Consider the following 26,738-nt stretch of genomic DNA (forward strand, 5'->3'; position numbering starts at 1 on the left):
AGCCTTTCGCTGCACGACCGATGTAAGGCAAGCTTGGACCCATGATTCGTCCTCCGTTCGGCGTCCGGTTGCTTCTTGGGGTCGCCGCTACCGTTCTCGAAGAGACCCGCAAGCTGCCGCAGGCGGTACTGACCTATCCCATGACGGCCGCCAGCCAGACCGTGCAGAACTTCATGCGGTTCCAGCAGACGGTCACGGAATTGGCTATCAAGGGCGACGAGACCTGGGAAAACATCTTCCCGCCCACCGACGAGCAGCCGGAGTGGGCAACGTTCGACGAGGATCTGGACGAGCTCGACGCACCCGAACCCGACGAGACGCAGGCCAACGCCGTCTACGAGGACGCTGCCGAGCGGATGACGCAGGGGCGGTTTGCGCTGTACTCCTCGGAGCCCACGGCGCCGACGGCTGCCGAACCCGCGGCGGCGCCGCCGGCCGAGACCGAGCCGGAGATCACTGAGGCCGCACCGCGCAAGACGCCCGTGAAGAAGGCCGCCGCGAAGAAGGCCCCAGCCAAAAAGGCGGCACCGGCGGCGCCCGCCGAACCCGCGGATCCGAACGCCCCCGACGTCGTCGTCGAGCTGGGCTACCACGACCTGACGCTGGCTCAGCTGCGGGCGCGGTTGCAGTCGTTGTCGGTGAGCGAGCTCGAAGAGCTGCTGACCTACGAAGACGCGCACAAGGCACGGGCGCCGTATCAGACCCTGCTCGCGAACAGGATCACCCGCGCCGCAGCCCGTGGCTGATCCGGGTACCAGCCCCGAAAACCCCTGGCCGGTCCGGGCTGTCGCCACCCGGGTAGCCAAGTGGATCGACCGCCTGGGCCAGGTGTGGGTGGAAGGTCAGCTGACGCAGATCGACGTCCGGCCCGGCAGCAAGACCGTGTTCATGGTGCTGCGCGACCCGGCCGCCGACATGTCGCTGACCGTGACATGCCCACCCGACATGGTGCGCAACGCGCCGGTAAAGCTGACCGAAGGCACCCAAGTGGTGGTGTGCGGTAAGCCCACTTTCTACACGGTTCGTGGATCTTTCTCGTTGCGGCTCAGCGAGATTCGTGCTGTAGGCATCGGTGAGCTGCTGGCCCGGATCGAGCGGCTGCGTCAGCTACTGGCCGCCGAGGGATTGTTCGATGCCCGGTTGAAGCGCCCGGTTCCGTTTCTGCCTGCCCGCATCGGGCTGATCACTGGCCGCGCGAGCGCCGCCGAGCACGATGTGACCTCCGTGGCCTTGGCACGTTGGCCCGCAGTGCAATTCGAGGTCCGCAACACCCCGGTACAGGGCCCCCACGCGGTGGCCGAAATCGTGGCGGCGCTGCAAGCCCTGGACGCCGACCCGTCGGTGGATGTGATCGTGCTGGCCCGCGGCGGTGGCAGCGTGGAGGATCTGCTGCCGTTCTCCGATGAGACGCTGTGCCGCGCGATTTCGGCTTGCCGCACCCCGGTGGTGAGCGCCGTGGGGCATGAGCCAGACAACCCGTTGTCCGATCTGGTGGCAGACCTGCGCGCGGCAACACCCACCGATGCGGCCAAAAAGCTGGTGCCCGATGCGGCCGCCGAGCAGGCGCTGATCCTGGACTTGCGGCGACGTTCGGCCCAAGCGTTACGCAACTGGGTACAGCGCGAGCAGCGCGGATTGGACCAGGTGCGCAGCCGACCGGTGCTGGCCGACCCGCTCCGCATGGTGACGGCGCGCCACGACGAAATCAGCATTGCCCGAACAGCATTGCGCCGCGATATGAAGCGGCTGGTGGAATCCGAAACCCAACGGGTAGGCCACCTGTCTGCACAGCTGGCCACGCTGGGACCGGCCGCCACTCTGGCCCGCGGGTATTCGGTGGTGCAACGCGTACGCGACGATGGCACCGTGGAGGTTCTGCGCACGGTGGCCGACGCGCCCGCCGGGGCATCGCTGCGTGTGCGCGTTTCCGATGGTGCCGTGACCGCGACCGTGACAGGAGAACCGTCATGACCAACCCCGCCGAGCTCGGCTACGAGCAGGCGCGCGCCGAGCTGATCGACGTCGTGCAGCAGCTCGAACAGGGCGGGCTGGATCTGGACACGTCGCTGGCCCTCTGGGAGCGCGGTGAGGCACTGGCCAAACGCTGCGAGGAGCACCTGGCAGGCGCCCGTAAGCGCATCGAAGACGCGTTGGATTCCTGACCTGCACCGGCCTCCGTTAGTGTCACGTCATGTCTGACACGACGGCACACGACGGACTGGACAGTCTCGACACTCCTTTCCTGGCTGTCGATTTGGCAGTGATGGACCGCAATATCGAACGGCTCGCCGGACGCCTCCGCGACACTGGGGTCCAGCTGCGGCCACATGCCAAAAGCCACAAATGCGTGGAAATCGCGCAGCGCCAGATCGACAGTGGAGCGATTGGCCTGACCGTCGCCACGATCGGCGAGGCCGAGGTCTTCGCCGAGGCGGGATTCACCGACCTGTTCATCGCCTACCCGCTGTGGCTCACCCCGCAGAAGGCACATCGGCTGCGCCAGGTCGCCACCCGCGCGCAGCTCCGGGTGGCGGTGGATTCCGTTGTGGGTGCCCGGCAGTTGGCCGAGCACCTGGGCGACCTGCCCATCACCGTTGTCGTAGAGATCGATTCCGGACATCACCGCACCGGGGTAGCCCCGGCCGAAGCCGGTGCGGTGGCGGCAGCGGCGCGCTCGGCCGGGCTGAACGTCGTGGGTGTCTTCACATTTCCGGGACACGGCTACACCCCGGGACAACGTGCGGAAGTCGCCGCGCAGGAATCACATGCACTGGACGCGGCCGCCGGCAGCCTGCGCGCAGAGGGAATCGAACCTTCGGTGCGCAGCGGCGGCTCCACCCCCACCGTCGACTCCGCCGATAACACAGTGCTGACCGAGGTGAGGCCCGGCGTCTACCCGTTCAACGACGCACAGCAGTTCGAGTTGGACGTCTGCACGCTCGGTGACATCGCGCTCAGCGCCGTCACCACCGTGGTGCACACCCGGGGCAGGACCGCGATCGTGGATGCGGGCAGCAAGATCCTGGGCGCCGACCGGCCGGGTTGGGCCACTGGTTTCGGACGCCTGATCGACGATCCTGATGCCCGCATCGTGGCACTGTCCGAGCACCACGCGACCATTGAGTTCCCCAGCGCCGCACCATCTCCCGGCACCCGCCTGCGGATTGCGCCGAATCATCTATGCAACGCGGTGAACCTGGTCGACTCGCTGGTCATTGATACGGCGGACGGCCCGCGGCACTGGGCAGTGGCCGCACGCGGCACCAACACCTAGCCGATCAGCGCGACAGCGGCTTGGCCGTCTGTACCGCACGCGCGACGGTCTGGAAGGCCTCGGTGTTACCGGCCCCGGTGACGGCGACGGTCACCTTGTTGTCCAGCCGGGTGACCCACAGCGGTTCGGTACCTTCACCGCCCTCGTACGCGATCCAACGCACACCGTCCACATCCTCGGGTCCGCGCGGCACGAGTGCACTGTCCAGCTTCGGTACGAGCTTCTCCTCGGCGGCGCCGCTTTGCACCACCGCCATGTACGCACCCGACGGACTCAGGTATCCCACCCTGGTCAGCGGAACTCCCTCGACACTGTCTCGCCCCCCGGAATTCGCCCGCCAGCCCTCGGGCAGCAGCGGCTCCCGAACCGGGAACGAGAACTGCCGGGCATCGGCCTGCAGCGCGGCGTGCGCGTCATAGGAGGGCGGGTCACCGGCTGTCGGACCGTTGGGAGTGAAGGAGCACATTCCCAACAAGCCGGCCAGCACGATGCATGCGACCACCAGCGGAGCCATCGACCAGAACATGTCGCGGCCATCCTGGAACAGCCGCGGCTTGGCGGGCCGGGGTGCAGGCACGGCGATGCGATCGTCGGGTCCCGAATCTTGGTCCGGATCTGGTGCACCTCCCACGCCCCCATCCTTGCAGGCGCGCATGAAAGAATCACAACTCATGAGCCCGTCGCGCAGAGAAGCCCCGGACCGCAACCTGGCATTAGAGCTGGTCAGAGTCACCGAGGCGGGTGCCATGGCCGCGGGTCGATGGGTCGGCCGCGGTGAAAAGGAAAAGGGCGACGGCGCCGCCGTCGACGCCATGCGTGAGCTGGTCAACTCCGTTTCCATGCGCGGTGTGGTCGTCATCGGCGAGGGCGAGAAGGACAACGCCCCGATGCTCTACAACGGCGAAGACGTCGGCAATGGCGACGGACCGGACTGTGATTTCGCGGTAGATCCGGTGGACGGCACCACCCTGATGAGCAAGGGCATGCCGAACGCGATCTCGGTACTCGCGGTCTCCGAACGCGGCACCATGTTCGATCCGTCGGCCGTCTTCTACATGGAGAAGATCGCCGTCGGCCCCGACGCCGCGGATGTCATCGACATCACCGCGCCGGTTTCGGAAAACATCAAGCGCGTCGCCAAGGTGCGCAACTGTTCGGTCTCCGACATCACCGTGTGCATCCTGGACCGGCCCCGCCACGGCGAGCTCATCCAGAACGTCCGCGAGACCGGCGCCCGCATCCGCCTGATTTCCGATGGCGACGTGGCCGGTGCCATCTCGACGGCCCGCCCGAACTCGGGCACCGACATGTTGCTCGGCATCGGCGGCACCCCCGAGGGCATCATCGCCGCCGCCGCCATGCGCTGCATGGGTGGCGCCATCCACGGCAAGCTCGCCCCGCGCGACGACGAGGAACGCCAGAAGGCCATCGACGCCGGCTACGACCTGGATCAGATCCTCACCACCGAAGACCTGGTCTCCGGCGAGAACGTCTTCTTCTGCGCGACCGGCGTCACCGACGGCGATCTGCTGCAGGGCGTCCGATACTTCGGCGGCGGCTGCACCACACAGTCCATCGTGATGCGTTCCAAGTCCGGCACCGTCCGGATGATCGAGGCCTACCACCGCCTCACCAAGCTCCGCGAATACTCCGCGGTCGACTTCACCGGCGACGACGACGCCACCCATCCTCTCCCCTGATCACTCCCTCATCGACGACGGAAGGTATCCATGTCCGAGCAGCAGTACCGCATCGAGCACGACACCATGGGCGAGGTTCGCGTGCCCGTGGAAGCACTGTGGCGCGCGCAGACACAACGCGCCGTCGAAAACTTCCCCATCTCGGGGCGTGGCCTGGAGCGCACACAGATCCGTGCGCTCGGCCTGCTGAAGGGCGCCTGCGCCCAGGTCAACAAGGACCTGGGCCTGCTCGCGCCGGAGAAGGCCGACGCGATTATCGCTGCGGCACAGGAAATCGCCGACGGCAAGCATGACGACCAGTTCCCCATCGACGTGTTCCAGACCGGTTCGGGCACCAGCTCGAACATGAACGCCAACGAGGTGATCGCCTCGATCGCCGCCAACAATGGCGTCACGGTGCACCCGAACGACGATGTGAACATGTCGCAGTCCTCCAACGACACCTTCCCGACGGCCACCCACCTGGCCGCGACCGAAGCCGCTGCGCGCGACCTGGTTCCGGCGCTGGAGTACCTGCAGCAGGCGCTGGCCACCAAGGCCAAGGCCTGGAAGACCGTGGTGAAGTCCGGCCGCACCCACCTCATGGATGCGGTGCCGGTGACCCTCGGCCAGGAGTTCGGCGGTTACGCCCGCCAGATCGAGGCCGGCGTCGAGCGGGTCAAGGCCACCCTGCCCCGCCTGGGTGAGCTGCCCATCGGTGGCACCGCCGTCGGCACGGGCCTGAACGCCCCCGACGGCTTCGGTTCGAAAGTTGTTGAGGTACTGAAGAAGTCGACTGGCCTCTCGGAGCTGAAGACGGCCACGGATTCGTTCGAGGCGCAGGCCGCGCGTGACGGACTGGTCGAGGCTTCCGGCGCACTGAAGACCATCGCGACCTCGCTGACCAAGATCGCCAACGACATTCGCTGGATGGGTTCGGGCCCGCTGACCGGTCTCGGCGAGATCCAGCTGCCCGACCTGCAGCCTGGCAGCTCGATCATGCCCGGCAAGGTGAACCCGGTGCTGCCCGAGGCGGTCACCCAGGTGGCCGCACAGGTGATCGGTAACGACGCCGCTATCACCGTGGGCGGGCTGTCCGGCGCCTTCGAGCTCAACGTGTACATCCCGGTGATGGCCCGCAACCTGCTGGAGTCGTTCACACTGCTGGCCAACGTGTCTCGCCTCTTCGTCGACAAGTGCGTCGACGGCCTGATCGCCAACGAGGATCACCTGCGGACGCTGGCGGAGTCCTCACCGTCGATCGTCACCCCGCTGAACTCGGCCATCGGCTACGAGGAAGCGGCGGCCGTGGCCAAGGAAGCACTCAAGCAGCGCAAGACGATTCGCCAGACCGTCATCGACCGCGGCCTGATCGGCGACAAGCTGAGCATCGAGGAGCTGGACAAACGCCTGGACGTGCTCGCCATGGCAAAGGTGAAAGACTAATTAAGGCCCGGTTCGTCCGACTGACCCTCGTCATCGCCGGTATCTACCAGGCGGTGACGGGGGCATGGGCGATCGTGGCTCCGCAGTCGTTCTTCGACACACTCGGTGCATTCGGTGTGCGAAACGATCACTACCTGTTCGACTTTGGTTCGTTCGCAATCCCGTTGGGGCTGGCGCTGCTGGCCTCGGTGAGATGGCCGTCGTGGCGGGTACCGGCGCTGGCCATCGCCACCGGGCATTGGGTACTGCACACCGTGAGCCACCTGGTGGACACCAACCATCACCAGGGCCAGGCCTTGGGATTGCTCGAAGGTGTCGGCCTGTTGGTGACGGCAGCACTGTTGGCGCTGGCGCTGTGGTTCGCGGCCTCCGAGGAATCCGACTCCGAAAAGGCCTAGCGCGGCCGCGATATGGTCACCGTGGACACCGCCTCCGTGGCGACGTCACCGGCGGTGAAGGCCAACGGGCGCAGCTGCTCGGCGCTGAAGGCCTGGGCCCCCGCGTAGTACGCGGGGTTCTTCGAATCGTCCGGGTTTCCGTAGACCAGAAGGCCTTTCGCATCCGGCCCATCGGGGCCGTACTGCAATGCCATGATGAAGCTGTCCCCCTCTTGGATGGGATAGCCGTTGAACACCCCCGAGGGACTCGGGATGGCACGCAACTCCGTACCCGGTTCCAGTCGGTCCCCGGGATTGGGTTGCGGTTCAGAGCTGGTGCCCCAGGAGCAGCAATCCACGATATTGGCGGCTCCCTCGATATCTGTTCCACCACCGATCGGCAACAGACGGCCGGTGTGCACTTCGCGTTGCACATCCCCCAATGGCGCATCGACGGGGATACCGGCGCGCTGCAGAAGGCGCACGGCGGCAGCCAGTTCCGTGAGCCAGGGCTTGACATCGGCCGCCGGAACCGAGGGCGAATCAACGGGCTTGGCCGGATCGAATCCGTCCGCGAACAACCTGCCCCGGTCTTTGCGCTCCGCCGGGGTAAACCGGGAAAGCCATTCCCGGAACACGACGGCACCGCGCGCGGTCTTGGTGAACGTGCCGTCCCAGCCGGCCAGCGCGGAGCAGGCGGGCCCCAGGTCGACGCCATCGACCACCTTGGCCGCCATGCATGCCCGTACCAGCGGTACGCGCAGTTGATCGGCAAGGATCGCGCGATCGCTGAACAACGCGGCACTCACGTCGTCGACGGACCACTTGCCACTGTTGCCGGCGAGCAGCCGCGCGTTGGTCTTGGTCCGGGGTGACAGCATCCACCCCTCGCCACCCTGCTGGGGCTGATAGCCGGTAAGCAGCTGATCGGGATTCGCAAGCCACATACTGTCATTGGCGTTGAAGACGTAATCGCGCCGCTCCAGCTGCGGCATGTGGTCATATCCGATGAGCCCGGGAGCGGCGGCATTCTCATCGTCGGCCCAGTCGAAGAGCGACCGGGACCCGTCGAGCACCATCATTCCCGCGGAGCGATACGCGTCCCTGATCAGCCCCGGCTTCTCGCGGTCGCTCGCCCATGCGGCAAGGGCTTCCTGGGACAGGTTGGGAGTCGCCGAGCTATCGACGATCCAGGCGCGTCCGTCAGCGCTCGTCGAGACGGTATTCATCCATGGCACACCGCGATTAGCCCGGAACACATCCTGGAACTCGTCCATAGAACCTGCGGTGGCCATGCCCAGGTATTGCGACAACGTGGTGTTGGTGTCGGCGTTGGCATCGGCCATCGCGACGGCCTGGGCCCGTGTCCAGCCCACGGTGTCCACATCGGCCACCGGCCCGTGGTTGGTGGAGTAGAGGGTGCGGCTCATCGGCGCGATGCCGTGCTCACCGGCCACGTCAATGGTGATGGGGTCGGGCGTCATCACCTGGCGCCGGCCATCGATGTAGTAGGCGGTGGGGTCCGACGGATCCAGGTCGTAGCGGTACAGCGCGAAGCGGCGCCCGGCCGCCACGGTGGCCGTCCAGGCCACCGCATCGGTGAATCCGAGTTGCACCAAAGGCATTCCGGACAATCCGACACCGTAGACGTTGAGCTGTCCGGGAATGCTCTGGTGCGCCTCCCAGAGACGGTTCTCACCCGTCCACGGGTAGTGCGGGTTGGCCAACAACAGCCCGCCGCCGGTGCTGGAACGATCCGAGCCCAGGGCCCATCCGTTGCTACCCATCCGCGGCGGAGCGGGCAATGCGCCAGGGCGGGGTGCGGATGCACCTGAAGGCGGTTGTGCCCTGCCGATTTCGGTGATCATGGAGACGCTGGACACCGTCATCACGACATCGGAGAAATGCGCGTACAGGTCCTGCGCGGTGATCGGCGCTACCCACCCGGCGCCATCGCACCAGCCACCGTTCACGCCGTTGATCGACAATGACTCGTTGAACCCCGCGACGTAACCGTCGACCAGTTCGCGCACCCTGGCCGGCTGGTTGGCCCAGCGCTTGGGCGCGTTCTCCCACAGTTTCAGGTGGCGGTAGCCGAAGTCCATATCGACGTTCCGATTGTTGGCGCCCGGCCCGAGCCACTTACTGCGCTCACCGCGCACCTTCACAATCTGGTCGATCAGGGTGCAGGCACGATCCTCACCGAATGCGTAGCCGGTGCCGTAACCCAGTGAGCCCCAATCATCGGCGCTGACATGTGGGACACCCCGTTCGTCTCGGCTGATCGTCGCCGAATAGCGCTGCGGGGCGGGAAGCACGACGCTGGCAGGTCCGACAAGCAGTGCCGTGATCAACGCCAAAGCGACGAGGCGCACCCCTATTGCCCGACGGCCGGCCCACCCGCACCCTGGTTGGGCAGGTCGGTGATGGGGATATTTGTCGCGGGCAGCGGGGACGGCGTGTTCGGCAGCGGCGGAATCTCGGACGCCGGAATGTCTTTCAGGAGGTTCACAGGTGGACCGTTGTCCCGGCTTCCGTAACTGCTGCCGGGTTCACGCGGGCCGAGTAACTTCGTGACGGTCACCGCGTGGTAGCCGTTGGCCCTGAGCACCGGGAGGAACTGCTCGACGAGATCCACTGTGCTCGAATAAGTATCGTGGAAAAGCACCACGGATCCCGGCTTGATCTGTGACATCAGGATGGCCCGGCTGGCATCGGTGTTCGAATCGTTGGCCCAATCGAACGGGATGACATCCCAGTTGATATCGGCCAGGCCCTGCTTCTTGGCTTCGGCCAGCACCTGATCGTTGATCAGACCACCTGCGGTGCGGAACAGCTTGGGGCGCTGACCCGTGGCCGCTTCGATGGCGTCGCTGGCCTTACTCAGCTGACCCGCGATTGCCTCCGGCGGGATCGTCGTCATGTTGGGGTGTTCCCAGGTATGGCTGCCCAGCTCCATGCCGGCGTCCACGACCCGCTTGGCACCCGCCGGATCGCGCTGGACCTTGTTGCCGATTTCGAAGAAGGTCGAGTGCGCGCCATTGGCTCGCAGGATCTCCAGCAGCCGGTCGGTGAATGGGCTCGGCCCGTCATCAAATGTCAGCGCCACGCACTTCTCGCGTTGACAGTCCACCGGCGCGTCCAGGGCGCGCTGCTTGTCGGTGACGACGATCGCGGCCGCGATCAAACTTCCCACAGCGGCCGCGACCATCGTCCACCGAAAGACATCACGCTTGGATAGCACGCCCCACAGCGTAACCGTCAGTTCAGGAGGAGAGCCCGGGCCCGAACTCCTCCAGCATCTCTGTGACCAGCGCGGCGATCGGTGAACGCTCACTACGCACCAGCGTGACGTGCGCGAACAGCGGATGGCCCTTGAGCTTCTCGATCACCGCGGCCACACCGTCGTGACGACCGACACGCAGGTTGTCACGCTGCGCGACGTCGTGAGTGAGCACCACTCGCGAGCCGCTGCCCAGCCGCGACAGCACCGTCAGGAGCACATTGCGCTCCAGAGATTGCGCCTCGTCGACGATCACAAAGGAGTCATGCAGGGACCGTCCACGGATGTGCGTAAGTGGGAGCACCTCGAGCATGCCGCGGGAGAGCACCTCTTCGATGACCGCAGGTGACGCCAGTCCTTCGAGAGTGTCGAAGACGGCCTGCGCCCACGGGCCCATCTTCTCGCTCTCGCTGCCCGGCAGATAGCCCAGCTCCTGGCCGCCGACTGCGTACAGCGGACGGAACACCACAACCTTGCGGTGGCTACGCCGCTCGAGTACCGCTTCGAGTCCGGCGCACAGTGCCAGGGCCGACTTACCGGTACCCGCCTTGCCGCCGAGAGAGACGATGCCCACCGACTCGTCAAGCAGGATGTCCAGTGCCACACGCTGTTCCGCGGAGCGCCCGCGCAGCCCGAAGACTTCACGATCACCGCGTACCAGCTGTACCCGCTTCTCCGCGTTGACTCGGCCAAGTGCGCTCGAGGTGCCGCCCAGCAGCCGGATTCCGGTGTGGCACGGTAGATCTCGCGCCGCCTCCAGATCGACCTCACCGGCTTCGAAGAGCGAGTCGATGACGTCAGGAGCGGTGTCCAGCTCGGTCATGCCCGTCCAGCCCGAGTTCACCACGTCCTGAGCCCGGTACTCGTCGGCAGCCAAGCCCACCGCACCGGCCTTGACACGCAGCGGAATGTCCTTGCTCACCAACGTAACCAGCTTGCCCTCGGCGGCGAGGTTGAGCGCGCACGCCAGAATCCGCGAGTCGTTGGAGTCGGTGCGGAAGCCCACAGGCAGCACCGAGGGATCGGTGTGATTCAGCTCGACATGAAGCGAACCACCCTGTGTCCCAACAGGAATTGACTGATCGAGACGGCCATGCTCCAGCCTCAGATCGTCGAGCATCCGCAACGCGGTACGGGCGAACCAACCCAGCTCGTGATGGTGACGTTTGCCTTCCAGCTCACTGATCACCACCAGCGGGATCACTACCTCATGTTCGGCGAATCGGTTTGTGGCCCAAGGGTCAGACAACAACACCGAGGTGTCGAGCACATAGGTACGGATTGTCCCAGGGTTCATTGAAGCAGTCACCGAGCGCTCCTGACATCCGTGCGGCACCACACGCGATCTGTCGTGGACGCGGTCGGTACCGTGTGTGGACGCCTCATGAGACCGTCCACATCAGGACCGGGGCCGGTCCTGTCGTTTTCGCCACGATCAGTACCTCCCGGATAGCAAAGCATGTCGCTAGCCATCGCTTTTGACGCTACTCGCACCTACGCGTAGATGCCGCGCACCGAATCGAGCGTGTTGACTAACACCGGGTTAACGCCGGTTACAGGCGTGCGGCGGAGCCCTGAATGCGTCGAGCGCATACCAGGTGCACATGAATCCCCCGGATTCTGCGCGCGCGGTATGCGCTCGACGGACAGCTGGCTTAGTAATCAGAGCCGCTCGGTCACGCCCCACTTGTCGGTGAGTTCGCGAACCACGTCCTGCACGGTGACCTCGTCGATGATTCCGGCCTCGGCCACGGAGGCGACCTTGTCCTCGTAACCGTCGATGTCGGCGCCGATGACCTGCAGTTCCGCGGCGCGGGCTTTGATGGCCGCGATGGTGTCCTCGGGGTGCAGACGCAGGCATTCGAGCACGATGTTGCTGTAAATCTGCTCGTGACGGCGCTCGTCCTTCTCGATGTTCGCGAGCAGGCCCTTGAGCACGTCATCGTCGGTCAGCGCGGCGAGGTTCCGTACGAACACCGCGTGCATCTGCTCGAAGAACGCGTTGAACACCAGCGTCTCGATTTGGCTGTACGAGTCGGCCCGGTAGCCCTTCATGACGTGAGCCAGCCGGGTGTCCTCATCGCCGCTGGGATCGGCATTACGGGTCACCACGAGGTACTCGCGCAGCGTGATGGCGTGCAGGTTCTCTTCGGCGGTCCAGCGACCGATGAAATCCGCCCACGGGATGATCTCCAGCGAGAAATGCTCGACCATCTCGCGGTGATAACCCGCCAGGTTGTCCTTGGTGATCAGCAGGATCTGGAGGGCGTCGACGACAGCCTTGGGCAGCTTGACGTCAGAGGGTTCCCAGTCGCGTCCACCCAGGAAGGCGAAGTTCTCACCCTCGTCATACGGGACGTGCTCATGGGAGTACCAAAGCTCCGCCGTGTCGCGGTGGCGATCGATGTTCTCGGCGACGACATCCGTCAGCTCAAGAGTCAACGCATTGGGTACAGGTTTCTGTGCCATGCGGTAACAGTAACCGGACGCGTAGAAAATGTGAAATCGCCACGCGACCCTTAGCGGGCAGACGCAAAAGCCCCCGAAACACCAGCGTGCCGGGGGCTTTTACGTCTAGTCGTGGTGACTAAAGACCCTAGAGAGTGAGGCCCGGATAGAGGGGGTTCGCGGCCAGCAATTCGGCCGAAGCGGCCCTCACGCGGTCGGCGACACCGTCGGCAAGCGTGTACTTCGCCTTGGAAGAACCAGCGGTGCCTCCCGCAGGACTCGTGTTGGACAGCACGTCGACGACGAGCTCGGCCACCTTGTCGAACTCGTCACCGTTAAATCCGCGGCTGGTGAGCGCCGGGGTACCGAACCGGATACCGCTGGTGTACCAGGCGCCGTTGGGGTCGGCCGGGATGGCGTTGCGGTTGGTGACGACGCCCGCGTCGAGCAGGGCCGACTCGGCCTGCCGCCCGGTGAGCCCGAAGGACTGCACGTCGAGCAGCACCAGGTGGTTGTCGGTGCCGCCGGTGACCAGGCGGGCGCCCCGCTTCAGGAAGCCCTCGGCGAGCGACTTGGCGTTATCGGCGACGCGCTGCGCGTACGCCTGGAAGGAGGGCTGGCGCGCCTCGGCCAGGGCGACGGCCTTGGCGGCCATCACGTGCGACAGCGGTCCGCCCAGCACCATGGGGCAGCCCTTGTCGACGGCATCGGAGTACTCGGCGGTGGCCAGCACCAGGCCACCACGCGGGCCGCGCAGCGACTTGTGGGTGGTGGTCGTGGTGATGTGGGCGTGCGGCACCGGATCCTCGTCACCGGTGAACACCTTGCCGGCGACCAGGCCGGCGAAGTGCGCCATATCCACGAACAGGGTGGCGCCCACCTCGTCGGCGATCTCGCGCATCTTGGCGAAGTTCACCCGGCGCGGGTACGCGGAGTAGCCACCCACCAGCACCAGCGGCTTGAACTCGCGTGCGGCCGCAGCCAGCGCGTCGTAGTCCAGCAACCCGGTTTCCGGGTCGGTGCCGTAGCTGCGCTGGTGGAACATCTTGCCCGAGATGTTCGGGCGGAAGCCGTGGGTGAGGTGGCCGCCGGTGTCCAGTGACATACCCATCAGGCGCTGGTTGCCGTACTGATGGCGCAGCTCCTCCCAATCGGTCTCGGACAGGTCGTTGACGTTGCGCACACCCTTCTCGGCGAGCGCCGGCGCCTCGACCCGAGTGGCCAGGATTGCCCAGTAGGCAACGAGATTGGCGTCGATTCCCGAGTGCGGCTGGGCGTACGCGTAGGGCGCACCGAACAGCTCGCGGGCATGCTCGGCGGCCAGCGCCTCGACGGTGTCGATGTTCTGGCAGCCGGCGTAGAAGCGATGGCCGATGGTGCCCTCGGCGTACTTGTCGGAGAGCCAGGTGCCCATGGTGAGCAACACCGCGGGCGAGGCGTAGTTCTCGCTGGCGATCAGCTTGAGCGAATCGCGTTGGTCGGCAAGCTCTTTTCGGGTCGCGTCCGCGATCCGCGGTTCGATGGTCTCGATGACCTCCAGGGCCGAACGGTACGCGGCGCTGGCGGTCTCGGCGTACTGCGCGCCCTGCGCAATGTCGCTGGAAGCTGAAGTCGTCATGACCCTCAGCCTAGTAGGCGCCTACACCAAGGTGGACGCCACCAGGGGCTCGTCCAGCAGCCGCCCGAAGCGGGTCGTGAGGGACTGTTCGGGCGGACGACGATCCAGCCACCCCTTCAACAATTGATAGCCCTCGACGTAGGTCGAGATGTATGCCCGCCACAGCGGCGAGGACAGGAATTTGAGCATGTGCCGGGCACGCTCATCGGGGACCAACAGCCAGCATTTCAGGAATGCGATCACGTCTTCGACGTCGCGGTGCTCGTCATGGAGCATGAGCGCCGCGTCTTGGCGCACGTTGATCAGCCCTGCGCGCGCCCGCCCCATGGCCTGAGCCTGTTCGCCGTCGAAGCGCAGCCCGAGGTCGGCGTAGATCTCTTGGGCCCACAGCCCCCAGTCCTCGCCGACGGCGGCGTACAGGGCGAGGTCGGCGAGCCCCTCGGCCATCAGGCACTGTGGCGTGTTGACCAGGAAGATGGTTTGTTCCTGCTGGTCTCCGAGGTGCACCAGGCCGGCTTCCTTGCGGCAGTGCTCGGTGTGGTGCCCGGGGTAGGACTCGTGGGCGATCAGAGCGGGCACGTTGTTCAGATACTGCTTGAGATCGGAATTGACGGCGACCGTCGAGCGGTAGTTGCCCTCGTAGTAGTTGAACCCCGACCAGGGTTTGTCGCTGACGACCTCGTAGGTCACCGTCTCGGTGTCGGGCAGCGGAAACTCCGCACGCACCCGGTCACGCAGTGCGCTGGAGAAAGCGTCCACACATTCCTGCAGGCGGTTCGGGTCGATCTCCTGAGACCGGTCATAGGCGGTTTTCCGTTCCAGCAGCGAACCGCCCTCCGGCAGAACAGAATCGAGGGCCTCATGCGCTTGCTCATAGCGCTCCTCGTCGCCCTTCTCGATGCGCACATCGAAGTAGTCATGCACCTCGTCGACAAACCCGATGTCCTCGCCCGCGAACTTGCGCCCGGCGCAGGCCAGTGCCTTCAGGTGGGTGTCGATGAACGCCTTACGCGCCCCGTCCAGGTCGCTGGCGGCCAGCTCTCCGCGCAGCGCACTCGCCTGCCGTGCGAGGTCGGCCGGATTGGGAGTGGGCTCATTCTCGACACGCTGCCGCAGCGAGGGATCACCGGTGAACGAGTCGACGTATCCACTTTCGATGCGGTCAAATCGCAGCCCGAGCAGCAGGTATTCGGTTACGACACCATTCTTCGATGCGCCGTTATCGCCCATGTCACACAACCCTAGTGCCGCGTTCACGAAGGGTTCCTGCAAGACTTGCCACTATGAGTGTTGGTCTTCGCGCAAGCGGCCCATCCACGCACTCTTCCTTCTTGCGAGCGGCGCGTCGATGCCGCGGCTGAGCGAGCCGAGCCCCTATGTGGAGTTCGACCGGAAACAGTGGCGCGCGCTGCGTAAATCCACGCCGCTGGTCCTCACCGAGGAAGAGCTCATCGGCCTGCGTGGTCTGGGCGAACAGATCGACCTGACCGAGGTCGCGGAGGTCTATCTGCCGCTCGCTCGTCTCATCCATCTCCAGGTGGCCGCCCGGCAGCGCTTGTTCGCCGCCACCGCCACCTTCCTCGGGGATCAACACCCGGACCGTCTGGTCCCCTTCGTCATTGGAGTGGCGGGCAGCGTCGCGGTCGGCAAGTCGACAACGGCCCGCGTGCTGCAGGCACTGCTCGCGCGCTGGGACCACCATCCCCGGGTGGACCTGGTGACCACCGACGGATTTCTCTACCCCAATGCCGAGCTGTCTCGACGGAACATCATGCACCGCAAAGGATTTCCCGAGAGTTACAACAGGCGCGGACTGCTGCGATTCGTTACCGAGGTCAAATCGGGGGCGCATGAGGTCACCGCCCCGGTCTACTCGCACTTGCTGTACGACATCATCAAGAACGAGAAACACGTTGTGCAGCAACCCGATATCCTCATTCTTGAGGGCCTCAACGTACTGCAAACGGGCCCGACGCTGATGGTCTCGGACCTGTTCGATTTCTCGATCTATGTGGACGCACGCATCGAGGACATCGAACAGTGGTACATCTCCCGATTCCTGGCGATGCGCTCCACGTCGTTCGCAAATCCTTCCTCGCATTTCCATCACTACGCCAAGCTGTCCGATAAGCAAGCAACCCTTGCCGCACAGGAGATTTGGCATTCAATCAACCTGCCCAACCTGCTCGAGAACATCCTGCCGACCCGCCCACGCGCGACGCTGGTACTGCGCAAGGATGCCGACCACTCGATCAACCGGTTGCGCCTGCGCAAGCTGTAGACGGCCTTGCGCGAAGTAGACCGAAAGGTATATTCGCCTCATGATCAACAACGTGGTTGAAACCTGGCACGGCATCATTTCCGGCGCGACCCCGGAAGCACTCAACGACCTGCTGGCCGAGGATGTCGTCTTCTACTCCCCCGTGGTGTTCACCCCCCAGCGCGGCAAGGCGATCACCGCCATGTACTTGCTGGCCGCGTTCGCGACACTCGCCGGACCCGACGGCGACTTCCACTACGTCAAGGAAGTCCTCGATGGCAACACCGCGGCCCTGGAGTTCGAGTCGTCCATCGACGGCAAGTACGTCAACGGGGTCGACATCATCACCTGCGACGACGCCGGCAAGATCACCGAGTTCAAGGTCATGATCCGCCCGTTGCAGGCCATCACCGCGATCCACGAGAAGATGCGCGCGGCTCTAGAAGCTGCGTCCTGATTTACGGTGCGTCAGCGGCAACCAACCAGTAGGTTGACCGCATGGACTATGACTACGACGTGGTCGTCATCGGGTCCGGTTTCGGTGGGAGCGTTGCGGCCCTCCGCCTCACCGAAAAGGGCTACCGAGTCGGCATACTTGATATGGGAAAACGCTGGAAACGCGAGGATTTTCCCCCGAACAACTGGCACGTTCGCAAGGCGATGTGGGCACCCGCGCTCGGGTGCTTCGGACCGCAGCGACTTACCGTGTTGGGCAAGACCTTCATCGCCAGCGCGGTGGGCGTGGGCGGTGGATCGCTGATCTACGGCAACACGCTGTATGAACCGCTGGAGCAGTTCTACACCGATAAGCAGTGGGCGCATATCACCGACTGGAAGTCCGAACTGGCGCCCTATTACGACCAGGCCAGCCGGATGCTCGGAGTCGCGCAGACTCCGCACACCACCCCACCCGATGAGGTGCTACTCGCCGTCGCCAAGGACCTGGGCGTCGAGGACACCTACCACCCCACCAATGTCGGTGTCTTCTTCGGCGATGAGCCGGGCAAGACCGTGCCGGATCCGTTCTTCGGCGGCGCGGGGCCCGAGCGCGCCGGCTGCATCGGCTGTGCTGCCTGCATGACCGGCTGCAAGCACAACGCCAAGAACACCACCGAGACCAACTACCTGTATCTCGCGGAACACGCGGGCGCAGAAATACATCCGCTTACCGAGGTGCTCGATGTGCGGCCCCTGCAGGATCGTGAGGGCTATGCGGTCAGCACCAAACAGACCGGGCGGCTGGTACGCAAAAAGAAGCGCACGTTCACCGCACAGCATGTGGTGTTCTCGGCGGCATCGCTGGGCACCCAGCGGCTGCTGCACAAATTCAAGGATTCAGGGTCGCTACCCAACCTGTCGGATCGTCTGGGCGAACAGACACGCACCAACTCCGAATCCGTGCCCATCGTCTACTCCCCCACCCGCGATGACTTCTCGCAAGGCGTCGCCATTACCTCGTCGATCCACCCCGAACCGAACACCCATGTCGAGGTGGTCCGATACGGGGAAGGCTCGACCTTCCTGAGCATGTTGGGCACCAACATGGTTGACGGCGGCCCGTGGCGTTTCGCGCGCACCTGGCTGGCCAACGTGCGGCACCCCGCCATGGTGTTCCGCTCAATGTTCCCCTACCGCGCCGCGCAGCACTCCATCATCGTGCTGGTGATGCAGTCGTTGGACAACTCGCTGACCACCTATCTCAAGCGCGGGCTGTTCGGAAAGAAGATGACCACCAAACAGGGCTCGGGAGAACCGAACCCGGACTGGATCCCGGTCGCACACGATGTCGCACGGCGGATGGCCGACAAGGTCGACGGATACGCGGGCAGCACCCACCTGGATTCGATGAACATCCCGCTGACGGCGCATTTCATCGGCGGCTGCCCCATCGGCGATTCTCCCGAGACCGGCGTGATCGATCCGTACCAACGGGTCTACGGATATCCCGGGCTGTATGTCTCCGATGGTTCGGCGATCTCGGCCAACCTGGGGGTGAATCCGTCATTCACCATTACCGCCCAAGCCGAACGCGCAATGGCGTTCTGGCCCAACAAGGGTGAGCTCGATCCGCGGCCGGCGCTGGGCTCGCCCTACAAGCGCGTCTTCCCGGTGCAACCCAACCGTCCGACCGTTCCGGAGTCCGCACCCGGCGCGCTGCGCTTGCCGCTGACCCCGGTTTAAACATGAAGGTGCCGGGCCACCCAGTGGATGGCCCGGCACCGGCTCGCCGTCAGAAAGAGGCGAGCATGTGGGCGGCTACGCCGAGCGCAGGCGCCGTAGTCCGAGGAATTGGATGTCCGCCATGACGGCGGTGTAGATGCCGAATGCGATGGAAAGCGTCACCCCGGCGGTGGTCAGCGGTATCCATCTCACGACACCCGCTGCCACATAGAGCACGGTGGCCAGCAGGTTGCCGGCGATATAGGCGACGCCGATGGTTCCGAGCCTGGACCTGTCGGCCCGGCTCAGCACGAAGGCCAACACCCCGTATCCGATGAGAGCGGCGGCATGCGCCACCTGAAATCCCAGCGAGGGACCAAGCGGCCCGACAAGCCATTTCGCGGCGATCAGCAGGACGACAGCAACCGAACCGGTAACGATGCCGTCGAGGCCGATTCCGAATCGCAGGAGCGAGTCGGGTTGGGCGAATCGGGTGCGAAGTACTGAGGCGTTCTCTGAAGCTATGGACATTGGGGACTCCTTGTGTGAAAGCTCCGGGTGAAAGCTGACACCACCGACATTCCTCGGGATGTACTGCCATCTCGACATTCGGCACTGCCAATCCCTGCCAATTCACCGCGCGGTGTGCCATCATCTAAGGATGACAACAGCGGATGTCATCTCTACCGCGCCCGGTGCGCAGCTCGGCCGTCATTCACTGTTATGGCGCTGGGCTGGCGATATGCGCATCGCCTTCACCGGAGGCACGGCCGGGCTTCTGCAAACGATGGACCCCGCCATCGGTTATGCACTGATCGAGCACTCGAACTTCTTCGCAGACCCTGTGGACAGGGTCTTCCGCTCGTTACCCCCGATCCTCGGCACCGTGTACGACGATCCCGCGGCCGGTACTGGCATGAAGGTGCGGGACTTTCACCGCGACATCAAGGGGATCCAGCCCGACGGCGTCCGGTATCACGCACTGAACCCGACGACCTTCTGGTGGGCTCATGCGACGTTTCAGGTGATGGTCGAACAGACCATAGACAGGTACTCCCGTTACCGGCTCACCGACGCCGAACGAGAGCAGCTCTACCAAGAGGGCGTCGAATGGTATCGCCGATACGCGATGAGCGAGCAGCCGCTGCCACCGAATAGAGCTGCGTTCCAACGGGAGTGGGATCGATACTGCGACGAGGTGCTCGCCCCCAACCCCGCGGCCGACTATCTGATGAAGGTCATCGAGGGGCGTGCCGTGCCCGATATGAGCAAGTCCCCGTATTTACCGGTGGCGTCCTATTTGAAGCCGGCCGCCAGACTCGCTTTGCCCACCGCACCGATGCGCATGGCGTTGGCGCCACCGTTGAGACTCACCATCTACGGCGGCTTGCCGCCCCAGGTACGCAAGCGTTTTGGGATCCGCTGGAACCTTGCGGACGAGACGGCCTACCGCGCGCTTTTGCGCGCCGTGCCACTGGCGTGGCCCTTCATCCCGACATCGTGGAGATGGCATCCGGGCAGCCATGCCGGCTGGCGGCGGGAACGGGGACGGCTACCGCGAAACTGGTGATGAACCATTGGACACCGGGACGGTCTGTGCGCGCAGATCCGCGGCGATGAGTTTGGCCGCGGCGTTCTGCCAGTTGTGCAACGAACGCTGCGGCACCTCGGTGACCAGCCACTGCCACGCCTGACGCGATACCGGGTCCAGTCCCGCGGCGGTCGCACCCTGCGCGTATGCCCGCACGCCCATGACGTACGGAAAGTACAGCGCGTTGTAGTAGCGCCATTGATCGGTGGTGCCGAAATCCCCGTCCTCCCGGGGCTTGAGCCGTGAAATGGATTCGGCGAGCACCGCCCTGAGCTCGTTGGCACGCTCGACAGGCTGATCAGAGGCGCCACGATCGGTGAGGCGTTCATCGATGGCAGGCAGCGATGTCAGCGGGCTGGCGACGAGTTTGGCCAGGTCGCCGTAATGGCTCAGTGCCCGGCGGGTCAGGCGGGTGAACGTTTCGTCGTCGACGCCGTCGATGGGCGATGCCGATTTCAGCGGCAACGCGGCCTCGGTGTTACGCAGCTCGGAACGCTCGTGGCGCAGCTGGGGAGAGCGCGAGAACGCCAGGCGGTCAAGGAAGTCGGCGAAGGGGCCCGATTGCACCTGGATGCAGATGGCCAGGGCGACGCTGGTGAACAACAGGACCACCAGGGCGACCGATTGACCGACGACGGCGATGCCGATCATGGCCTGGGCGCCGAACAACGCCCCGACCAGAATGGAGGCGACGAACGAACGCAGCATGTCACCGCGCAGGGCCTGTCCCTCGTCGAAGGCGTCCCAGAGTGCAACCCCCAGACCGAGCAACACCAGATCGAAACCTGTCGACGCCAACGCCAGCCAGCTCGGCAGGATGCCGAGCGGGATGATCAGCTGCGCATCACCGAGGGTGAAGAACATGGTGGCGACCAGGACGACGCCCCGCGCCGAACCGGGTATCGAGGCACGTCGGCGGAACAACAAGATCGCCGCACCGATGGCGGCGGTCCCATTGGCACAGAACATGATCCAGTGCCCAAGTTGTGCGGGACCGGCGATGGTTCCGGCCAGCGACGCCCCCACCAGCAGTACGACCGCCAGGACGGCACCGGGGACAGCCATCGCGGCGCGATCACGCCACCGGTCGCCGGTATTGGTGAGTTCAAGCAGCACCAGCAGCCAGGCGACACTCGGGATGATCGCGGTGAAAACCTCGATGCGGCCCAGCAGCTCGGCATCGGATCCCGGAGTAACCCGGATGGCGTCGAGTGCGACGACAACGGAGTAACCAATCAGTCCGATCGCGGCGAGGACCAGGACGGGCTTGCGGGGGTTGCGCGCGAGCAGATACAGACCCAGCCACCAGCTGAGTCCGAAAACCAGTGCCGACATCGCCACCATTAGTAACAGTGTGACAGGTGCGCGTTGATCACATCCAGTGACCGCGACGAAGCGACCTAAGGGCGACGATCCTTACGAAGCCTCGACGGAGTTCGTAAGCGTCCCGATACGGTCGACGCTGACCTCGACGACATCTCCCGCCGCAAGGAACCGGTTGCTGAAGAGTCCAACACCCTGCGGAGAACCGGTGAGCAGCACATCTCCGGGTTCCAGGGTGAACAGCCGGGAGGCGAAGGCGATGAGTTCCGGGATCTGATGCAGGAACTCGCCGGTCGTGGCGTCCTGACGGAGTTCGCCGTTGACCGTGGTGCGGATCGCCAGATCCAAGCGCGGACCGAACTCGTCTGCCGTCACCAAACATGGTCCGAGCGGTTTGAAGGTATCGAAACTCTTGGCAAGTCCCATGGAAACCGTGAGATCCCCAGACATCGCCCTGCGTTGGATATCTCGGGCGCTGACGTCATTGGCCACCGTAAGTCCGGCGACATGCGACCACGCGTGGCGCTCGTCGACCGATGTGGCGCGCCGGCCGATCACAACAGCAATCTCACCCTCGTAGTCGACTGCGGATGGCGCGAAAGCAGGTAGCAGGATCGGAGCACCCGTCCCCACGACTGCCGAGCCAGCAGTGAGGTGGACGTTGGGTTCCGTTGGGAGGTCCGAAGGTTGGATGCCCATCGCCCCGACAACCTCGTCGAGATGGCTCTGATAGTTCAGGCCAACGATAGGCACCTTTCCCGGGCGGGGCACCGGCGCCATCAGGCCGCATTCCTGCAGCGCGAGATGCTTACGCACCCGCGCGGTGCGAGCCTCGTCGAGCGACCCCACCCGTAGTAACTCACCCAGGTCGGGCACATCCAGTTCCAGAAAGGCAAGCTCTCCGGGCCCGTCCTCACGGGCGATGCCGTCGGTCGTCGAATACAGGCGCATGGACATCTACCTCTTCTTTTGGTGTGGGCTGATCCAGACGATACGCATCTCTTGACTCATAGACAAGAGAATGAGATCTTGTCTCTTGACTAACGATCATGAGCCGGGAGGGTCTCGGCGCTACCGATCATCGAAGGGATCCACAATGGCGTCTCCCGCGAAGCTTGCCCATGTCGTTCTGCGCACCGCGCAGCACCGAACGATGCTGGACTGGTACAACCTCGTACTCGAAGGGCACACGGCCTACGTCAACGACGTGTTGGCATTCATGACCTACGACGACGAACATCACCGGATGGCGTTCCTGAACATGGGCGCCCAGGAGCATCCGACCTACCAGCACTGCGGGATGGACCACGTCGCGTTCACGTACGACAACCTGGGCGACCTGCTGGCCACCTATGTTCGACTCAAAGGCACTGGGGTAAAGCCACATTGGACGATCAATCACGGACCCACCACCTCGATGTACTTCCGCGATCCTGATGACAACCAGGTTGAACTGCAGATCGACAATTTCGCCACCGCACAAGAGGTTCAGGAATACCTGGACTCCGGCAAATTCCACGCCAACCCCATTGGCGTGGAATTCGATCCCGATGAGTTGGTGGCCCGCTTTGACGCCGGGGAACCCGTTGCTGAGCTCGTGAAGGTGCCGTGACCGCCATGTCCACATCGCCAGTTGCCATCATCGGAGCAGGACCAACCGGTCTGGCCACCGCATACGTATTGGGCCGCTACGGGATTCGCAGTGTGATATTCGAGCGATTCACGGGCGTCAACCCGCACCCGCGTGCCCATGTGGTGAACACGAGGACCATGGAACTTTTCCGCGCCTGGGGCATCGCCAACGCAGTGGAAGCGGATGCGATCGGCCATAACTTCATGCGTCACGTCACGTGGAAAAGCACCATGGCCGGCGAGGAGTTCGGGTGCATCGACCTTGATGACATGCCGCAGCCGGAGTTGACCCGCCGGGCGCACGCCTCCCCGACGCGCACGGTCTCCTGCGCCCAGGATCGCGTCCAAACGCATCTGCTCAATGCCCTACGTGTACAAGGCATGTCGGAAGTTCGGTTTGACACGTCAGTTATGGACGTGCAAGACCGCGGCGACACGGTAGCCGTCCATACCGATGGCGGTACCGAATACGCCGAATACGCGGTGGCGGCGGTGGGTGCCGGCGCCACGAGCTGCACCTGGCTCAATGTGGATTGGGGAGATCCGATATCTCTCGCCCACCACATCAACGTGTACTTCCACGCCGATATCGCCGCACGCGCCGGGGTTGTCCCGAGCATCCTGACCTGGGTCCTCAATACGGAGTCGGCGGGCGCACTCATCGCGATGGACGGAAAGCTCCGCTGGACATACAACTTCGGCTACGACCCTGCTGCCGAATCCCTGGCTGAGTTCACTCATGAACGCTGTCGCCAATTGGTGCGCAATGCCATCGGCATTCCCGGACTCGACGTCGACGTCAAGTCTGTGGGGGCTTGGAACCTGAGTCTGAGAACCGCGGCACACTACCGTGACGGTCGAATCTTGTTGGTCGGCGATGCCGCTCACCAATTTCCCCCGACAGGTGGCTACGGCATGAATACCGGTCTTGCCGACGCCGACAACCTCGGCTGGAAGCTGGCGGCCGTCATGAACGGGTGGGCGCCGCCAGAACTCCTGGACAGCTACGAATCCGAGCGCCGCCCCGTTGCCCTGGACAATGGCCGATTCAGCCTCACCAACGCGATCAAGATGACGGAAGCCGGTGTCGGACCCCAAACCCTGGAGGTGGCAGCACTATTGGAAAGTAGCGACCCGGAGGTCGCACAGTCGGCGCGAGAGGCTCTAGCGCGGGCGATTCCCGAACAACGCGAGCATTTCCGCTGCCTCGACCAGGAGATCGGATACGTCTACGGCAGCTCCGGGACCCCGCGGGCATCGGTGTTCCCGCCCGACCAGGGCGCGGTCGGGGGCCGCCTGCCGCACGCCTGGGTGCGCTGCCGCGGAGAGCGGGTGTCGACGTTGGACCTCGTGGTTCCGGGGCTCACGCTGATCGCGGGACCGGATGCGCTCTCCTGGCTTGCTGCCGGGAACCTCTACGGTGCTCCCGGCCAGGTGTTGCGTGTCGGAAAGGATCTTCATATCGAGGGCGAGGATCCGCTCGGCATCGGCCGCGACGGCGCCATTCTGGTGCGCCCGGACGGCCATATCGCCTGGCGCATAAGAGAGTCCGCAGGGATCTCGGAAAATGAAGTACGGAGTGTCCTGCACTCCGTACTGACCACAGGCTTGTGTCGTGAGGTGGTGGATGCGCTTCCATGAGTAGAGCAACTGACGAGCCTCCCATCAGCTGGCGTCCCACCGCCCTTCAGCGGCGTGACAGCCGTCTGTCCCGGTTCTTACAGTGGTTAGAAGACGAACGCGATCTCACCCTCGATGGCTACCGACAGGCCTGGGAATGGTCGGTGCGCGACCCTTCTGAGTTCTGGAGCTGTGTACGCGGGTATTTCGATGTCATCGGAGAAGGACTCGATGGCCCCGCGCTGGCGGTCGATCAGATGCCTGATGCCATCTGGTATCCACAGGCCCGGCTGAACTTCGCCGAGAACGTACTGCGCTACGCGCGGCTGCCCCAGCACGCCGACGACGCCGCCCTCTACGAGATCGACGAGGAGGACGCCACGCGGGAGATCAGTTGGCGCGAGCTGGAAACCCGCGTGGCCGCCCTGGCCGCGTCGCTGCGCGAGTTGGGGACCAAACCCGGCGATCGGATCGTGGCGGTGCTCCCCAACACTGCCGAGGCCATCATCGCGCAGCTGGCCACCGCAAGCATCGGCGCTGTGTGGGCCATCGTCTCCCCGGAGATCTCTGTGCAAGGGACGCTGGATCGTTTCGCGCAGCTGGAGCCCGTGGCCCTCATCGGGTCAATGTCCTACCAGTACAACGGCAAACATGTGGACTGCCAAGAACATCTGGCACAGATCCGTATGCAACTGCCGACGCTGCGGCACGCCGTACTGGTCACGGACACCGACGATAGCCCGGCGTGGCTCCACTTCGGTACTCTCTGCGAGGGCGACGCCAAGCCACATTACGATCGCGTCCCTTTCGATCATCCGCTGTGGGTGTTGTTCTCCTCGGGCACCACGGGCGTTCCCAAGGGAATCGTGCATGGGCACGGCGGAATCGTCTTGGAAGCGTGGAAAAGTGGCGCGCTCAACCACAACGTCGGGTACGCCGATGTCTACTACACCGCCGCCAGTACGTCGTGGATGATGTGGAATACGTTGTTAACCAACATGATGTGCGGTGCATCGGTTGTGGTCTATCCCGGCTCACCCACATACCCACGCATCGACCGACAATTCGAGATCGTCGCGCGCCTGGGCGTCACGCAATTTGCCACCAGTGCCGCCTATCTCAGCCGTGTCCAACAGGCCGGACTGAATCCGGGCCAGGATTGGGACCTGCGCAAGCTAGGGCATCTGATGTCCACAGGATCGCCGCTGCCCACCCCGACGTGGTCGTGGGTGCACGAGGCCGTCAAGGCCGACGTGCACCTCGCTTCGGTCTCAGGAGGAACCGACATCTGCAGCAGCTTCGTCGGATCCAATCCACTTGAGCCCACACGTCTGGGCGAGATACAAGGACCGGCCCTCGGGGTCGCGGTGCAGGCCTGGTCGGAACAGGGTGACAGAGTGATCGGTTCGGTGGGCGAAATGGTGATTACCCGCCCCATTCCGTCCATGCCCGTTGCATTCTGGAACGACCCCGAGGAGACCCGATACCGAGCCGCGTACTTCGAACGCTTCCCCGGCGTGTGGACCCACGGCGATTGGATCACCGAGACACAGCACGGCGGTTTCATCATCCACGGACGCTCCGATGCCACTCTCAATCGATTCGGCGTGCGCTTCGGTAGTGCGGATATCTACACCGCACTCGATGGCATGTCTGAAATCAAGAACTCGCTCGTGGTCGGCGTCGAAGAACAGGACGGCGGGTACTACCTGCCGCTGTTCGTCGTGTTGGCCGACGGACACACCCTCGACAACGACCTCAAAGAGCGGATTCGCGCCATCATCCGTCGCGAGGCCTCGCCGCGGCATGTACCGGACGACATCGTCGCCGCACCAGACATTCCTATGACCCACACAAACAAAAGGGCCGAGATTTCGGTGAAAAGGATACTGGCGGAAGGTAGCTCGGCAACCAGTACTGCAGCGTCCGCGCTGGCCAACCCGGATGCGCTCGATTGGTACACAGCGTTTGCCCACAGCCGTACCGGAGTACCCGCGAACGGACCGGCTACCCCTTGACTGAGCGTC

24 protein-coding genes are annotated in these 26,738 nt (G+C 64.5%); 14 read left to right on the forward strand and 10 right to left on the reverse strand.

Annotated features, from left to right (window positions below; all coding sequences use genetic code 11):
- Positions 1-41: 41 nt before the first annotated feature.
- From B4400_RS09665 to B4400_RS09680, 4 genes are read left to right on the forward strand one after another with little or no spacing between them, the layout of a single operon-like run.
- Entirely contained in the window at positions 42-746 is a 705-nt protein-coding gene (locus B4400_RS09665) for a lipid droplet-associated protein (protein WP_078309778.1), read from the forward strand.
- Complete coding sequence (xseA, locus tag B4400_RS09670; protein ID WP_078309780.1) at positions 739-1,971, forward strand: exodeoxyribonuclease VII large subunit; 1,233 nt, start codon at positions 739-741, stop codon at positions 1,969-1,971. The genes B4400_RS09665 and xseA overlap by 8 nt, the downstream gene beginning before the upstream one ends.
- Complete coding sequence (locus B4400_RS09675) at positions 1,968-2,162, forward strand: exodeoxyribonuclease VII small subunit (protein WP_078292881.1); 195 nt, start codon at positions 1,968-1,970, stop codon at positions 2,160-2,162. Before xseA ends, B4400_RS09675 begins: the two co-directional genes overlap by 4 nt.
- 29 nt (positions 2,163-2,191) lie before the next feature.
- The gene (locus B4400_RS09680; protein ID WP_078309783.1) at positions 2,192-3,274 is read left to right on the forward strand and encodes a D-TA family PLP-dependent enzyme; all 1,083 of its coding nucleotides are present in this window, start codon (positions 2,192-2,194) and stop codon (positions 3,272-3,274) included.
- 4 nt (positions 3,275-3,278) lie between these two features.
- Here B4400_RS09680 and B4400_RS09685 read toward each other — a convergent pair whose 3' ends face one another.
- Positions 3,279-3,851 carry a DUF4245 domain-containing protein gene (locus B4400_RS09685; RefSeq protein ID WP_078309962.1) on the reverse strand — a complete coding sequence of 191 codons (573 nt, stop codon included), beginning with the start codon at positions 3,849-3,851 and terminating at the stop codon, positions 3,279-3,281.
- Positions 3,852-3,945: 94 nt separating this feature from the next.
- On the opposite strand from B4400_RS09685, the gene glpX reads away from it, so the two are divergent.
- From glpX to B4400_RS09700, 3 genes are read left to right on the forward strand one after another with little or no spacing between them, the layout of a single operon-like run.
- Positions 3,946-4,974, forward strand: a complete 1,029-nt coding sequence (glpX, locus tag B4400_RS09690) for a class II fructose-bisphosphatase (RefSeq protein ID WP_078309785.1) — start codon at positions 3,946-3,948, stop codon at positions 4,972-4,974.
- A 30-nt stretch (positions 4,975-5,004) separates the two neighbouring features.
- Complete coding sequence (locus B4400_RS09695) at positions 5,005-6,399, forward strand: class II fumarate hydratase (protein WP_078309788.1); 1,395 nt, start codon at positions 5,005-5,007, stop codon at positions 6,397-6,399.
- Between the two features lie 53 nt (positions 6,400-6,452).
- Complete coding sequence (locus B4400_RS09700) at positions 6,453-6,797, forward strand: hypothetical protein (protein ID WP_286151188.1); 345 nt, start codon at positions 6,453-6,455, stop codon at positions 6,795-6,797.
- On the opposite strand, the gene B4400_RS09705 is transcribed toward B4400_RS09700, so the two are convergent.
- The 6 genes from B4400_RS09705 to B4400_RS09730 all read right to left on the reverse strand — a co-directional run bounded on the left by B4400_RS09705 (position 6,794) and on the right by B4400_RS09730 (position 15,355).
- Positions 6,794-9,151, reverse strand: a complete 2,358-nt coding sequence (locus B4400_RS09705) for a penicillin acylase family protein (protein WP_078309791.1) — start codon at positions 9,149-9,151, stop codon at positions 6,794-6,796. The genes B4400_RS09700 and B4400_RS09705 overlap by 4 nt on opposite strands.
- A 2-nt stretch (positions 9,152-9,153) precedes the next feature.
- Positions 9,154-10,020 carry a polysaccharide deacetylase family protein gene (locus B4400_RS09710; RefSeq protein WP_139361343.1) on the reverse strand — a complete coding sequence of 289 codons (867 nt, stop codon included), beginning with the start codon at positions 10,018-10,020 and terminating at the stop codon, positions 9,154-9,156.
- 22 nt (positions 10,021-10,042) lie between these two features.
- Positions 10,043-11,356, reverse strand: a complete 1,314-nt coding sequence (gene phoH2 / locus B4400_RS09715; protein WP_078309795.1) for an RNA 5'-3' helicase PhoH2 — start codon at positions 11,354-11,356, stop codon at positions 10,043-10,045.
- 365 nt (positions 11,357-11,721) lie between these two features.
- Positions 11,722-12,528 carry an acyl-ACP desaturase gene (locus B4400_RS09720; RefSeq protein WP_078309797.1) on the reverse strand — a complete coding sequence of 269 codons (807 nt, stop codon included), beginning with the start codon at positions 12,526-12,528 and terminating at the stop codon, positions 11,722-11,724.
- Positions 12,529-12,655: 127 nt separating this feature from the next.
- A complete protein-coding gene (locus B4400_RS09725; RefSeq protein WP_078309799.1) occupies positions 12,656-14,125 on the reverse strand; it encodes a glycine hydroxymethyltransferase in 1,470 nt (489 codons plus the stop codon).
- 21 nt (positions 14,126-14,146) lie between these two features.
- The gene (locus B4400_RS09730) at positions 14,147-15,355 is read right to left on the reverse strand and encodes a DUF885 domain-containing protein (protein ID WP_078309801.1); all 1,209 of its coding nucleotides are present in this window, start codon (positions 15,353-15,355) and stop codon (positions 14,147-14,149) included.
- A gap of 118 nt (positions 15,356-15,473) precedes the next feature.
- Here B4400_RS09730 and coaA point away from each other — a divergent pair, with 118 nt between their 5' ends.
- From coaA to B4400_RS09745, 3 genes are read left to right on the forward strand one after another with little or no spacing between them, the layout of a single operon-like run.
- Positions 15,474-16,406: a type I pantothenate kinase gene (gene coaA / locus B4400_RS09735; protein WP_078309803.1), complete on the forward strand. Its 933-nt coding sequence runs from the start codon at positions 15,474-15,476 to the stop codon at positions 16,404-16,406.
- A gap of 40 nt (positions 16,407-16,446) precedes the next feature.
- Positions 16,447-16,842 carry a nuclear transport factor 2 family protein gene (locus B4400_RS09740; protein WP_078309805.1) on the forward strand — a complete coding sequence of 132 codons (396 nt, stop codon included), beginning with the start codon at positions 16,447-16,449 and terminating at the stop codon, positions 16,840-16,842.
- A 41-nt stretch (positions 16,843-16,883) separates the two neighbouring features.
- On the forward strand, positions 16,884-18,566 hold the full coding sequence (locus tag B4400_RS09745; RefSeq protein ID WP_078309807.1) for a GMC oxidoreductase: 1,683 nt from the start codon (positions 16,884-16,886) through the stop codon (positions 18,564-18,566).
- A 75-nt stretch (positions 18,567-18,641) separates the two neighbouring features.
- Here B4400_RS09745 and B4400_RS09750 read toward each other — a convergent pair whose 3' ends face one another.
- Positions 18,642-19,076, reverse strand: coding sequence for a hypothetical protein (locus tag B4400_RS09750; protein ID WP_078309809.1), 435 nt, complete (start codon positions 19,074-19,076; stop codon positions 18,642-18,644).
- A 130-nt stretch (positions 19,077-19,206) separates the two neighbouring features.
- Here B4400_RS09750 and B4400_RS09755 point away from each other — a divergent pair, with 130 nt between their 5' ends.
- Positions 19,207-20,115, forward strand: coding sequence for an oxygenase MpaB family protein (locus B4400_RS09755; protein WP_078309811.1), 909 nt, complete (start codon positions 19,207-19,209; stop codon positions 20,113-20,115).
- Here the strand turns inward: B4400_RS09755 and B4400_RS09760 are convergent.
- Positions 20,098-21,480: a hypothetical protein gene (locus tag B4400_RS09760; protein WP_078309813.1), complete on the reverse strand. Its 1,383-nt coding sequence runs from the start codon at positions 21,478-21,480 to the stop codon at positions 20,098-20,100. The genes B4400_RS09755 and B4400_RS09760 overlap by 18 nt on opposite strands.
- Before the next feature lie 72 nt (positions 21,481-21,552).
- The gene (locus B4400_RS09765; RefSeq protein WP_286151191.1) at positions 21,553-22,416 is read right to left on the reverse strand and encodes a fumarylacetoacetate hydrolase family protein; all 864 of its coding nucleotides are present in this window, start codon (positions 22,414-22,416) and stop codon (positions 21,553-21,555) included.
- Positions 22,417-22,555: 139 nt separating this feature from the next.
- On the opposite strand from B4400_RS09765, the gene B4400_RS09770 reads away from it, so the two are divergent.
- The 3 genes from B4400_RS09770 to B4400_RS09780 are packed head-to-tail and all read left to right on the forward strand — an operon-like array spanning position 22,556 to position 26,729.
- Positions 22,556-23,071, forward strand: a complete 516-nt coding sequence (locus tag B4400_RS09770) for a VOC family protein (protein WP_078309815.1) — start codon at positions 22,556-22,558, stop codon at positions 23,069-23,071.
- A 5-nt stretch (positions 23,072-23,076) separates the two neighbouring features.
- The gene (locus tag B4400_RS09775; protein WP_078309973.1) at positions 23,077-24,732 is read left to right on the forward strand and encodes an FAD-dependent monooxygenase; all 1,656 of its coding nucleotides are present in this window, start codon (positions 23,077-23,079) and stop codon (positions 24,730-24,732) included.
- Positions 24,729-26,729, forward strand: a complete 2,001-nt coding sequence (locus B4400_RS09780) for an acetoacetate--CoA ligase (RefSeq protein ID WP_078309817.1) — start codon at positions 24,729-24,731, stop codon at positions 26,727-26,729. Before B4400_RS09775 ends, B4400_RS09780 begins: the two co-directional genes overlap by 4 nt.
- Positions 26,730-26,738: the final 9 nt, after the last annotated feature.

It is taken from the genome of Mycobacterium sp. D16Q13, from assembly GCF_002013375.1.
Classification (GTDB): Bacteria; Actinomycetota; Actinomycetes; order Mycobacteriales; family Mycobacteriaceae; genus Mycobacterium.

Coding starts and splice junctions, on each gene's coding strand:
- B4400_RS09740 (WP_078309805.1), top strand. CDS start 16,447: ATGATCAACAACGTGGTTGAAACCTGGCACGGCATCATTTCCGGCGCG.
- B4400_RS09775 (WP_078309973.1), top strand. CDS start 23,077: ATGTCCACATCGCCAGTTGCCATCATCGGAGCAGGACCAACCGGTCTG.
- B4400_RS09725 (WP_078309799.1), bottom strand. CDS start 14,125: ATGACGACTTCAGCTTCCAGCGACATTGCGCAGGGCGCGCAGTACGCC.
- B4400_RS09680 (WP_078309783.1), top strand. CDS start 2,192: ATGTCTGACACGACGGCACACGACGGACTGGACAGTCTCGACACTCCT.
- B4400_RS09780 (WP_078309817.1), top strand. CDS start 24,729: ATGAGTAGAGCAACTGACGAGCCTCCCATCAGCTGGCGTCCCACCGCC.
- B4400_RS09665 (WP_078309778.1), top strand. CDS start 42: ATGATTCGTCCTCCGTTCGGCGTCCGGTTGCTTCTTGGGGTCGCCGCT.
- B4400_RS09745 (WP_078309807.1), top strand. CDS start 16,884: ATGGACTATGACTACGACGTGGTCGTCATCGGGTCCGGTTTCGGTGGG.
- glpX (WP_078309785.1), top strand. CDS start 3,946: ATGAGCCCGTCGCGCAGAGAAGCCCCGGACCGCAACCTGGCATTAGAG.
- phoH2 (WP_078309795.1), bottom strand. CDS start 11,356: ATGAACCCTGGGACAATCCGTACCTATGTGCTCGACACCTCGGTGTTG.
- B4400_RS09695 (WP_078309788.1), top strand. CDS start 5,005: ATGTCCGAGCAGCAGTACCGCATCGAGCACGACACCATGGGCGAGGTT.
- B4400_RS09765 (WP_286151191.1), bottom strand. CDS start 22,416: ATGTCCATGCGCCTGTATTCGACGACCGACGGCATCGCCCGTGAGGAC.
- coaA (WP_078309803.1), top strand. CDS start 15,474: ATGCCGCGGCTGAGCGAGCCGAGCCCCTATGTGGAGTTCGACCGGAAA.
- B4400_RS09675 (WP_078292881.1), top strand. CDS start 1,968: ATGACCAACCCCGCCGAGCTCGGCTACGAGCAGGCGCGCGCCGAGCTG.
- B4400_RS09755 (WP_078309811.1), top strand. CDS start 19,207: ATGACAACAGCGGATGTCATCTCTACCGCGCCCGGTGCGCAGCTCGGC.
- B4400_RS09760 (WP_078309813.1), bottom strand. CDS start 21,480: ATGGTGGCGATGTCGGCACTGGTTTTCGGACTCAGCTGGTGGCTGGGT.
- B4400_RS09770 (WP_078309815.1), top strand. CDS start 22,556: ATGGCGTCTCCCGCGAAGCTTGCCCATGTCGTTCTGCGCACCGCGCAG.
- B4400_RS09720 (WP_078309797.1), bottom strand. CDS start 12,528: ATGGCACAGAAACCTGTACCCAATGCGTTGACTCTTGAGCTGACGGAT.
- B4400_RS09730 (WP_078309801.1), bottom strand. CDS start 15,355: ATGGGCGATAACGGCGCATCGAAGAATGGTGTCGTAACCGAATACCTG.
- B4400_RS09750 (WP_078309809.1), bottom strand. CDS start 19,076: ATGTCCATAGCTTCAGAGAACGCCTCAGTACTTCGCACCCGATTCGCC.